We start from the raw sequence: 9,585 nt of genomic DNA, 5'->3' as shown, positions 1-9,585 counted from the left end.
CCCGCCGCCCGGTAACGGATCTTGTAGAGATGAGGACACTTCGACCACCGCGACCGCGGATGCCCACACTCCTTAAAAAACGAACCCATCCCACGCTTCAACACAACCGAAGGCATGACCTGCTGACCCCATACGCCCGATGCTGACAGTTTGCTGGCCGCCAGAGCCTCAGATCGCCGCTGACCTGCGAACATGCGCAGAGGGCCAGCTATGTTCTGGAACTGGATCGGACGCACCCAGCAGGAGATCGAACAGGCCCGTGAGGACTGGACGACGGGGACGCGCTTCGGCGAGGTCAAGGGCTACGACGGCGCCCCGCTGCCCGCTCCGCCGCTCCCCGCGGGGGCGCTGAAGCCGCGCGGCCGGGTGCGCTGACCCTCCCGCGGGGGGAGAGGCGGTCGCTCACACGGGCTGCGGGGTCAGCCGCCGGTGGCCCCGGCGGTCGTAGTAGGCGGTCATCCCGAAGCCGAAGAGCAGGGCGAGGGCGGCGCCGACCGCGATCATGGTCCAGGCCCGGGTGAGACCGGCGTCGCCGCGCGCGTCGAAGTAGAGGATGGCACGCACCCCGTCGCTGAGCTGCCGCATCGGCTCGAAATGGGACAGGAAGCGGTAGAACCCGGGGACCGCCTGGAGCGGGACGGTGGCGCCCGAGGACGGCAGCCCCAGCACGATGAACACGAACATGGACACCAGCTGGCCGATCCCGCCGAAGGCGGCGTTGATGGCCTGCACCCCGAGGCCCACCGCGAGGGCCGCGCAGTAGGAGTAGATCCACAGCAGCGGCAGACGGGTCGCGTCCATCCCCAGCAGCACGACACAGGCGAACATGATCAGGGACGCGCTGAGCAGGGTGATGCCCGCGGTCATCGCCATCTTCAGCAGCAGCGTCTGCCTCCGGTTGATCGGCACGGTGGGCAGCCGGGTGTGCCAGGGCCCGATCTCGTTGTCGGCGTAACCGAGCGACGTGTCCACGCCGTTGTTGATGACGTTGCCGCCGAGGAAGCCGGCCAGCACGAGCAGCAGGGTGTAGTAGAACGCGGTCAGCCCCAGGCCGCTGTGGTCGCCGAGCGGGTGGCCAGGCCGGGTGGTGACGGTCACCGGGTCGGCGAGCAGCACCTTCGTCGTCGCGTTCGCCCGGGTGGCCGCCGAGGTGAGCTGCCTACCGATGTCCAGGGACGCCTGCCGGGCCGCCTGCGTCGTGATCTGACTGGCGAGGGACGAACCGAGGCTCCCCTTGCCGGGGTTGGTGAGCACGGTGAGGGACGGGCGTGCGGTCGCCCCGGTCGTGGTGAGCGCGGTGACGGAGTCGGTGAAGTCCGGCGGGACCACCAGCGCGCCGTAGACCTTGCCGGAGTCCAGTTCGTCCTGCGCCTGCGCGAGGGTGAGAGTGCGCCACTCGGCCTTGCCGCCCGCGGCCCCGGCGGTGACGGCCCGCACGATCTGCGTGCCGAGGTTCTGCCGCTGACCCGCCGGAGGCGCGCCCCTGTCGGAGTTGAGCAGCGCGATCGGCAGGTCGTGCAGGTCGCGTTGCGGGTTGACGATGCCGCCCATGTAGAGCAGCGACAGCAGCAGGGCGAGCAGCCCGGTCAGGATCGTGGGCACCAGCCACAGTTTGGGCCGGCGCAGCAGCACGGCGGCAGTGGCCTGGGGGCGGGCGTCGGCCATGGTTCTCCGTAGGGGGTCGGGGTGCGGCGGGCGTGTGCTGGCGATCATCCGCGTGCCGTACGGCGGTGGAGGGCAACGACACGACCGTGGACGCGCGGGCCCGCCGAGGCAACCCTGGGCGGCGCGGAAACCTCCTATCAGTCGAATCGACCGCGTGTTCGCGAAGGAGCGTCCGTTGGCATCCCAGCTGTCCCGCCGGAAGTTCGTGGTCTACTCCCTCGCCGCGACCACCCTGACCGTCGCGGCGCCGCTCGGCTGCGACACGTCGGCGGCGGCGGGCGCCGAGCGGACGCCGGGCGCGGAGCCGTCGGACGTCCTGGTGACCGGCACCGACGAGGAGATGCTGGTCCTGGAGGTCACCGCGGCCAACAGGATCGTCGTACGGCTGCCGCGGGTCGAGGTCGGCCAGGGCGTCACCACCGCCGTCGCCATGATGATCGCCGAGGAACTCGACGCCCGGCTCGCCGACGTGGACGTGCCGCTCGCCGAGGCCCGCAGGAAGGGCAACCAGTACACCGGCGGCTCCAGTTCGGTGAGTTCGCTCTACGGCCCGGCCCGCCGGCTCGCCGCCACCGCCCGCGCCCGGCTGGTGACCGCGGCCGCCCGCCGCTGGCACCTGCCCGCGTCCGGACTGCGGACCCGGGACACCCTCGTGATCGCCCCGGACGGGCGCACGGCCACCTTCGGCTCCCTCACGGCCGACGCCGCCCGGATCCGCCGGCCGGCCGTGTCGAGCAAGCCCAAACCGGCCTCCCGGCACCGGGTGATCGGACGGCCGGCGACCCGGATCGACGCCCGGGACATCGTCACCGGCACGGCCCGCTACACCGGGGACCTCACGGTCGCGGGCGCCCGGCCGACCGTGGTGGCCCGGCCGCCGACGCTCGGCGGGAAGGTCGTCTCGGTCGACGACCGGGCCGCCCGCGCGATGCCCGGAGTGCACGCCGTCGTCAGGGTGGACGGCGGGGTCGCCGTCGTGGCGGAGACCTTCTACCACGCGCTCAAGGCGAGGGACGCGCTGCACGTCACCTGGGCGCCGGGCCCGCTGGCCGGACTGTCCGACGTCGCCATCCGCTACCGGCTGCTGGCCGCCCTGCCCCCGCTGGGCCCGCCACCGAGCGGATCGACGCAGGTCGGCGGGGAGTTCGCGTTCGCCTTCGTCAGCCACGCCCCGATGGAGGTGCTGACCGCGGTGGCGGACGTGCGCGCCCACCGCGCCGAGATCTGGTTCTCCTCGCAGGCCCCGATGGACGCCCGCGCCGCGATCGCCGACGCGATCGGACTGCCGGAGTCGAAGGTGCGGGTCCATGTCGTGCGGGGCGGCGGCTCGTTCGGGCGGCGGCTGAACCACGACGCGGCGCTCGAAGCGGCCCTGATATCCCGGGCCGCGAAGCAACCGGTGAAGCTGATGTGGAGCCGAGCCGACGACCTGCGGCACGGCCGGATGCGGCCCGCCTCCCAGCACCGGATCCGCGCCAGCCTCTCCCGGGGCCGAGTGGTGGCCTTCGCCCACGCGACGGCCTCGGTGAGCGAGTCGTACGACGGAGCGGGCGCGTCCGCCCAGGGCGGGGTGCGCGCCACCGCGCGGCCACTGCCCAGCGACAGCGGCCTGTACAACTTCGGCCGGCTGTCCGGCGACTGGGGCTCCGTCGAACTGGCGATGCCCCTCGGCGCGTGGCGGTCGGTCGACTCCGGGACGACCCGCACCGCCGAGGAGATCGTCGTGGACGAGATCGCGGCGAGCCTCGGCCGGGACCCCGTCGCCTTCCGCCGCGCCACGCTCCGCAGCAAGGCCGTCCGAGCCGTGCTCGACAAGGCCGCCGGCGCCGGGCACTGGGGCCGGACCATGCCCGGCGGCCACGCCCAGGGGATGGCCGTCCACGAGGAGTACGACTCCTGCGTGGCCTGCCTGGTCGAGATCGACGCCGAGGACCCGAAGAACCCCCGCGTCACCCGCGTGGTGATGGCGGCCGACGTCGGAACCGCGGTCAATCCGCGTGGACTCGAGGCCCAGCTCATGGGCACCGCCGTCGACGGCATCTCCACCGTGCTGCGGGCCGGGCTGCACATCGACCGGGGCGCGGTGCGCGAGAGCAGCTTCACCGATTTCCGCTACGCCCGCCAACGGCACGCCCCGCTGTCAGTGATGTTACCGGTAACATCACGGTCGTCAAGGCCCCGGACCGCATCCGGACCCCACGGGCCCAGGCAGACTTCTGGACTGTTGGTCCAGTGTCTGGACTGTTAGTCTTAGCCCATCATTGCGGCCAGGAGAGGGAACGAGAGCCATGGCGGTGGCGGTGGACGCGCACGGCGACGCGGACCGGGAGCCGGGGGGCGGCGCGGGCGCGGACGCCGAGCGGGATGCGATCCTCGCCGCGCTGACCCCCGTCGCGGCGGGGATCGCGGCGACGTTCGGCCCGGTGTGCGAGGTGGTCCTCCACGACTACCGGCGGCCCGAGAACTCGGTGGTCGCCGTCGCCGGCACGGTGACCGGACGGGCCGTCGGCGGGGCGATGAGCGAGATCGGCCTGCGCATCCTCGGTCGCGGCGACGACGCGGGCGACGACCTCAACTACCTCACCCGCACCGGGTCCGGCAAGCTGGTCAAGTCGTCCACGATGGTCCTTCGCGACTCGACGGGCACCGTGTTCGGCGCGCTCTGCGTGAACCTCGACGTCGGCGCGGTCACCGAGGCCCACGCCCTGATCGGCGCCCTCGCCGGCCTCGCTCCCGGCCCCGCCGAACCCCCGGTCACCACCTTCGGCAACGACATCGACTCCGTGGTGGACGCCCTCCTCGACGCCCACCTGCTCCGGCAGAACCAGACCTGGGCGGCACTCGACCGCGCCCGGCGCCTCGACCTCTTCCGCGGCCTGGACGAACACGGCGTGTTCGCCGTCCGGCGCGCGGTCGAGCAGGTCGCCGCCCGGCTCGGCATCTCCCGCGCCTCCGCCTACAACTACCTCGCCCAGTCCCGCGCCACCGGCGCCCCGACCTCCGACAAAGGACCCGCGTGACGACCACCCCACCACCGGTCACCCTGGACGACATCCGTGCGGCCGCCGCCCGCATCGGGGGTGTCGCCCACCGCACCCCGGTACTGCGCTCCCGCACCCTCGACGGCCTCGTCGGCGCCGAAGTACACCTCAAGTGCGAGAACTTCCAGCGCATCGGCGCCTTCAAGTTCCGCGGCGCCTACCACGCGGCCGCCCGCCTCACGCCGGAGCAGCTCACCCGTGGCATCGCCGCCTACTCCTCGGGCAACCACGCCCAGGCCGTCGCCCTGGCGGCCCGGGAGCTGGGCACCACCGCGGTGATCGTCATGCCCGAGGACACCCCGCGTTCCAAGCGCGAGGCCACCGCGGGCTACGGCGCCGAGATCGTGACGTACGACCGCTACACCGAGGACCGGGCCGCCGTCGCCCAGGCGCTGGCCGCCGAACGGGGCCTCGAACTCATCCCGCCCTACGAGCACCCCGACGTCATCGCAGGGCAGGGCACCGCGGCACTCGAACTGCTGGAGGAAACAGGGGAGTTGGGTGCTCTGTTCGTGCCGGTCGGCGGCGGTGGGCTGATCGCCGGGAGCGCCACGGCGGCCAAGGGACTGCACCCCGGGATCCGGGTGACCGGGGTCGAACCGGAGGCCGGCGACGACACCAGGAGGTCCCTCGCGGCCGGGCGCCGGGTCAGCGTCCCCGTGCCGCGCACCATCGCCGACGGACAGGCCGTCGACATCCCCGGAGAGCTCACCTTCTCCGTGAACCGGAGGCTGGTCGACGACATCGTGCTGGTGTCCGACGACGAGATCAGGGACGCGATGCGGTTCGTCTTCGAGCGGCTGAAGATCGTCGTGGAACCCAGCGGGGCCACCCCGCTCGCGGCCCTGCTGTCCGGCCGGGCGGGCCCTCTCCCGCCGCGCGTCGGCGTGATCGTTTCGGGCGGCAACATCGACGCGGAGCGGTTCGCCCTCATCTGCGGAGGCGGCGGTGCCGGCCCGGGCGGGAGCGGGAACGGCTGAGGGGGCGGCCGGCACGGCCTCCGTCACCCGAATGGCCGTCCGGGGTGGACGGGCGGACGATGGAGTGGTGGGGCCGGGCCCCGTCGATGCCGCGTGGGGCGGCCGGGCGACGGAGGCGGCCCCGGCCGTGCCGTACACGGCTGGAAGGGAGAGCGGTCATGTTCGAGGTGAAGACGCTCGACAAGCCGGACGAGCGGCGGGACTTCCCGCGGGGCCACATCGAGGCGGTCCACATGAGCGGACTGGACTTCGCCGTGGCCACCTTCGAGCCCGGCTGGCGCTGGAGCGAGTCGGTGGGCCCCATCGCGGGGACCGACAGCTGCGCGATCCACCACAACGGCTATGTGGTGGAAGGCCGTATGCACGTCCGCATGGACGACGGCGGCGAAGGAGAGCTCGGCCCCGGCGACGTCTTCGTGATCCCGCCGGGCCATGACGCCTGGATCGTCGGCGACGAGCAGTGCGTGGTCCACGACTTCGCGGGAGCCATGGCACAGGACTACGCGAAGGCGGACGACGGCTGAGGGGGCGAACGCGGCGGGAACCCGCGTCTTGACCGCACCTCGTCGGCGGCGGCGCGTCGGCAACATACGCGACAACGTGTATTGCATACCGCAGGGCGTATACCGCACATCGCACACTGCATACCGAAGGGCGCGTACTCGATACCGCGTACCGAATACCGCGTGCCGAATACCGCCTACGTCTCAGACCGGCAGCAGGCGCGTGACGAGCGCGCCGAGCTGTCGTGCGTTGCGGCACTCGTGCATCTCGACCAGGTCGGCGTAGACGGGCGCGGCGGAGTCGCCCGTGCCCCACTGCGCACGCTGCTCGGGGTTCAACCAGTAGACGCGGCGGGCCCGTTCGGCGATGCGGCGCAGCGCCGGCAGGTTCGGGTCGCTCATGTTCGTACGGGCGTCGCCGAGCACGAACACGGTGGTGCGCGGGCCCACCGCCGCCTCGTAGCGCTCCGCGAACTCGCCCAGCGCGACGCCGTAGTCACTGCTCCCGTGCCAGCCGGTGAGGGTCGCCTCCGCCCGGATGCGCGCCCCGAGCCCCTCCGGGTCGGCCGCGCCGTGCACGAGCAGCCGGGTCACCTCGTCGATCCGGTTGACGAAGGCGAACACGCGCACCTTGCTGAACTGGTCGTGCAGCGCCTGCACCAGCAGCATCGTGAAGTCGGAGAAGCCGGACACGGAGCCCGACACGTCGCACAGCAGCACCAGTTCGGGCCGGACGGGACGCCGCCTGCGCAGCACCGGGCGCATCGGCACCCCACCCGTCGACAGGGAGCCGCGCAGGGTGCGCCGCAGGTCGATGCTGCCGCGGGCGGCCCGGCGGCGGCGGGCGGCGAGCCGGGTGGCGAGCTTGCGCGCCAGCGGCTGCACGGTCCGGCGCAACTCGGCCAGTTGGGCCTTGCCCGCGAACAGGAAGTCGACCCGGTCGGCCGTGGGTGCCACCGCCCGCCGGGCGATCTCGTCACGGCCGCGCCGTTCGGCGACCCGGCGCCTGGCCTCCGCGGCCACCATCGCGCGGAACGCCTCGATGCGCCGCCGGATCTCGTCCTCCAGCAGCCGGTCGGCGAAGCCCGTACCGGCGCCCTGAGCCCTCAGGCCGTCGCGTACACGTGCCAGCAGGGTCTGCGGCCGCAGCCGGTCGAGTGCCTGGTACGACGACCAGCCGTCCGATCCCGGGGTGGAGCCGTAGCCGCCGAAACCGTCGACCGCCTCCACGGCGAGCCGGCCCAGCAGGGCCGCGTCGTCGGCGGCGAGGGCGGCCGCGAGCCGGTTCCGCAGGTCCTCGCGGTCGGCGGGTCCTGCGCCGTCGACGCCGACGCGCTGCGGGAAGTACAGGTCGAAGACCGGGTCGAACACCGACCGTTGCTCCGTGGTGTGCAGGAGTGTCGCCGCCAGTCCCTCGCGCAGCAGCTCCCGGTCGGCCAGCCCGAGGGCCGCCACCGCCCGCGCCGCGTCGACGGTCTCGCCGGTGCCGACGCGGACGCCGTGCGAGCGGAGCGCGGCGGCGAACCCGGTCAGCCGGGCGGTGACCTCCGAGGGTGTGGTCACAGAGCCTCCAGGTCGAGCTTGGCGGCTGCCTTGAGGATGTCGTCCTGATGCTTGAGGAGTACGCCCAGGCTGTCGCGTACGACGGTCTCGTCCAGGGTGTCGGCGCCGAGCGCGAGCAGCGTGCGCGCCCAGTCCACGGTCTCGGCGACCGACGGCGCCTTGCGCAGGTCCAGGGCACGCAGCGCCCCGACCACGCGGACCACCGACGCGGCCAGCGCCTCATCCAGGGCCGGCACCTTCAGCCGTACGATCCGGCGCTCCAGCTCCTCCTCGGGGAACCCGATGTGCAGGAAGAGGCAGCGGCGGCGCAGGGCCTCCGACAGTTCGCGGCTCGCGTTGGAGGTCAGCACGACGAAGGGGCGGCGGGTCGCGGTGACGGTGCCCAGCTCGGGCACCGTGATCTGGAAGTCGCTGAGCACCTCCAGGAGCAGTCCCTCGACCTCGACGTCCGCCTTGTCGGTCTCGTCGATCAGCAGGACCTTGGGCTCGTCCCCGCGGATGGCGGTGAGCAGCGGGCGGGGGAGCAGGAACTCCTCGCTGAAGATGTCGGTGCGGGCCTCGTCCCAGGTCTCGTCGCGGCCCGCGCTGATCCGCAGCAACTGCTTGGCGTGGTTCCACTCGTACAGCGCCCGGGACTCGTCGACGCCCTCGTAGCACTGGAGCCGGACCAGCCGGGCCCCCGCGACCTCGGCGACGGCCTTGGCGAGTTCCGTCTTGCCGACGCCCGCGGGGCCCTCCACCAGGAGCGGCTTGCCGAGGCGGTCGGCGAGGAAGACGGTGGTGGCGACGGCGGGCGAGGCGAGGTAACCGGCCTCGGCGAGCCGTGCGGAGACGTCGTCGACGGATGTGAACAGCAACGGGGCCTCCAGCTCGGCGCGGCCGACTCCGACCTTGTGCGGAGTCACTATCTAAGCGCTTGTTCACCCCAGCTGTCACGCGTTCCGTTCCGGGGGAAGGGGCGCCCCTCCCCGGGAGCTGTGACAGGGCTGTGACCGGAGGTGTGGCCTCCGTCACTGCCCTGGGGGGCCGTGCTTGATCGACTCGGGGTATGCGCAGAACCAGTGATCGCCGGGCGATGACGCCGGCTCTCGCCCGCGCGGGCGTTCTCGGCCCGGCGGGCCGCCGCAGCGACCGTGCCGGCACCGGCGCGGCACCGGGGTCCGGCGCCCCGGCGTCCGGCCCGTCCGTGACCGCGGGTGTGTGCGTCGACGGCACGCTGCTGCCTGAGCCCGGCGCGCTCCCGCTTCTCGTGACGCCGGACGGCGGGCTCGACCTCGGCACCACGGGCAGGCTCGGTGTCAGCCCGTGGCGGGCCGCCACTCCGGAGCCGTCATGAGCGGTTTCGTACGGACCGAGGACCCGTCAGGCTCCGGCCCGTCGGCGCCGGGACCGCTCCAGCGGCTCCTACGGCGGTCCCGGCGGCACCGGCAGGCCGACGGCGCCGTCACCGCCGCGTTCGTCGTCGCCGACCTCCTCCTCGTCACGGCGATCCTGCTGCTGGGCACCGAGGGCGTCTTCACCGAGGACTGGCTGGGTTACCCCGGCATGATGGACCCCAACGGCGCCTCTTATCAGCGGAGTTGCGTGCTGTTCCTGTGGAGGGTCGAGGCGGTCACCGTCGGCGTGGCCGTCGCCTGCCGCCTCTGGACCGCCGCCGTCACCCAGCTCGTCCTGCTCACCGCGGGGGCGGCTTTCATCGGATCCCTCTCGACCTACTGGAACCCGTGACGGCCCGCCGCCCGATCCCGGGGACACCAGCCGCGGCTCACGACCTCCCGACCGCGAACGAGTCCATCACCGGACCCGTCACCCACATTGTCCGTCCGCTCCCCC

General features: G+C 73.0%; 9 protein-coding genes and 1 pseudogene. 7 read left to right on the top strand and 3 right to left on the bottom strand.

Going from position 1 to position 9,585, the window contains the following annotated elements; all coding sequences use genetic code 11:
• Nucleotides 1-210: 210 nt before the first annotated feature.
• A pseudogene (locus ABZT03_RS41575) lies at nt 211-375 on the top strand (pirin family protein); the annotation flags it as partial.
• Nucleotides 376-402: 27 nt separating this feature from the next.
• Here ABZT03_RS41575 and ABZT03_RS41570 read toward each other — a convergent pair.
• Nucleotides 403-1,665: a DUF3533 domain-containing protein gene (locus ABZT03_RS41570; RefSeq protein ID WP_356049094.1), complete on the bottom strand. Its 1,263-nt coding sequence runs from the start codon at nt 1,663-1,665 to the stop codon at nt 403-405.
• Nucleotides 1,666-1,840: 175 nt separating this feature from the next.
• On the opposite strand from ABZT03_RS41570, the gene ABZT03_RS41565 reads away from it, so the two are divergent.
• The 4 genes from ABZT03_RS41565 to ABZT03_RS41550 all read left to right on the top strand — a co-directional run bounded on the left by ABZT03_RS41565 (nt 1,841) and on the right by ABZT03_RS41550 (nt 6,210).
• A complete protein-coding gene (locus tag ABZT03_RS41565; protein ID WP_356049089.1) occupies nt 1,841-3,913 on the top strand; it encodes a molybdopterin cofactor-binding domain-containing protein in 2,073 nt (690 codons plus the stop codon).
• Nucleotides 3,914-3,953: 40 nt separating this feature from the next.
• A complete protein-coding gene (locus ABZT03_RS41560; RefSeq protein WP_356049088.1) occupies nt 3,954-4,685 on the top strand; it encodes a PAS domain-containing protein in 732 nt (243 codons plus the stop codon).
• A complete protein-coding gene (locus ABZT03_RS41555; RefSeq protein ID WP_356049086.1) occupies nt 4,682-5,686 on the top strand; it encodes a pyridoxal-phosphate dependent enzyme in 1,005 nt (334 codons plus the stop codon). The genes ABZT03_RS41560 and ABZT03_RS41555 overlap by 4 nt, the downstream gene beginning before the upstream one ends.
• Before the next feature lie 158 nt (nt 5,687-5,844).
• Nucleotides 5,845-6,210, top strand: coding sequence for a cupin domain-containing protein (locus tag ABZT03_RS41550; RefSeq protein WP_356049085.1), 366 nt, complete (start codon nt 5,845-5,847; stop codon nt 6,208-6,210).
• 183 nt (nt 6,211-6,393) lie between these two features.
• On the opposite strand, the gene ABZT03_RS41545 is transcribed toward ABZT03_RS41550, so the two are convergent.
• Both ABZT03_RS41545 and ABZT03_RS41540 read right to left on the bottom strand, forming a co-directional pair.
• Nucleotides 6,394-7,752: a VWA domain-containing protein gene (locus ABZT03_RS41545; protein WP_356049081.1), complete on the bottom strand. Its 1,359-nt coding sequence runs from the start codon at nt 7,750-7,752 to the stop codon at nt 6,394-6,396.
• Nucleotides 7,749-8,606, bottom strand: coding sequence for a MoxR family ATPase (locus tag ABZT03_RS41540; protein ID WP_356049096.1), 858 nt, complete (start codon nt 8,604-8,606; stop codon nt 7,749-7,751). The genes ABZT03_RS41545 and ABZT03_RS41540 overlap by 4 nt, the downstream gene beginning before the upstream one ends.
• A 194-nt stretch (nt 8,607-8,800) precedes the next feature.
• On the opposite strand from ABZT03_RS41540, the gene ABZT03_RS41535 reads away from it, so the two are divergent.
• Nucleotides 8,801-9,088: a hypothetical protein gene (locus ABZT03_RS41535; RefSeq protein ID WP_356049079.1), complete on the top strand. Its 288-nt coding sequence runs from the start codon at nt 8,801-8,803 to the stop codon at nt 9,086-9,088.
• A complete protein-coding gene (locus tag ABZT03_RS41530) occupies nt 9,085-9,480 on the top strand; it encodes a hypothetical protein (protein ID WP_356049077.1) in 396 nt (131 codons plus the stop codon). The genes ABZT03_RS41535 and ABZT03_RS41530 overlap by 4 nt, the downstream gene beginning before the upstream one ends.
• Nucleotides 9,481-9,585 lie beyond the last annotated feature (105 nt).

This window comes from Streptomyces sp. NPDC005574 (genome assembly GCF_040605435.1).
GTDB lineage: Bacteria > Actinomycetota > Actinomycetes > Streptomycetales > Streptomycetaceae > Streptomyces.
Note: the sequence above shows the minus strand (reverse complement) of the source record. Positions and strands in the feature narration are given on the sequence as shown.

Excerpts from the sequence above, each read along its gene's own strand:
- ABZT03_RS41570 (WP_356049094.1), bottom strand. The coding sequence starts at position 1,665 with ATGGCCGACGCCCGCCCCCAGGCCACTGCCGCCGTGCTGCTGCGCCGG.
- ABZT03_RS41535 (WP_356049079.1), top strand. The coding sequence starts at position 8,801 with ATGCGCAGAACCAGTGATCGCCGGGCGATGACGCCGGCTCTCGCCCGC.
- ABZT03_RS41530 (WP_356049077.1), top strand. The coding sequence starts at position 9,085 with ATGAGCGGTTTCGTACGGACCGAGGACCCGTCAGGCTCCGGCCCGTCG.
- ABZT03_RS41560 (WP_356049088.1), top strand. The coding sequence starts at position 3,954 with ATGGCGGTGGCGGTGGACGCGCACGGCGACGCGGACCGGGAGCCGGGG.
- ABZT03_RS41550 (WP_356049085.1), top strand. The coding sequence starts at position 5,845 with ATGTTCGAGGTGAAGACGCTCGACAAGCCGGACGAGCGGCGGGACTTC.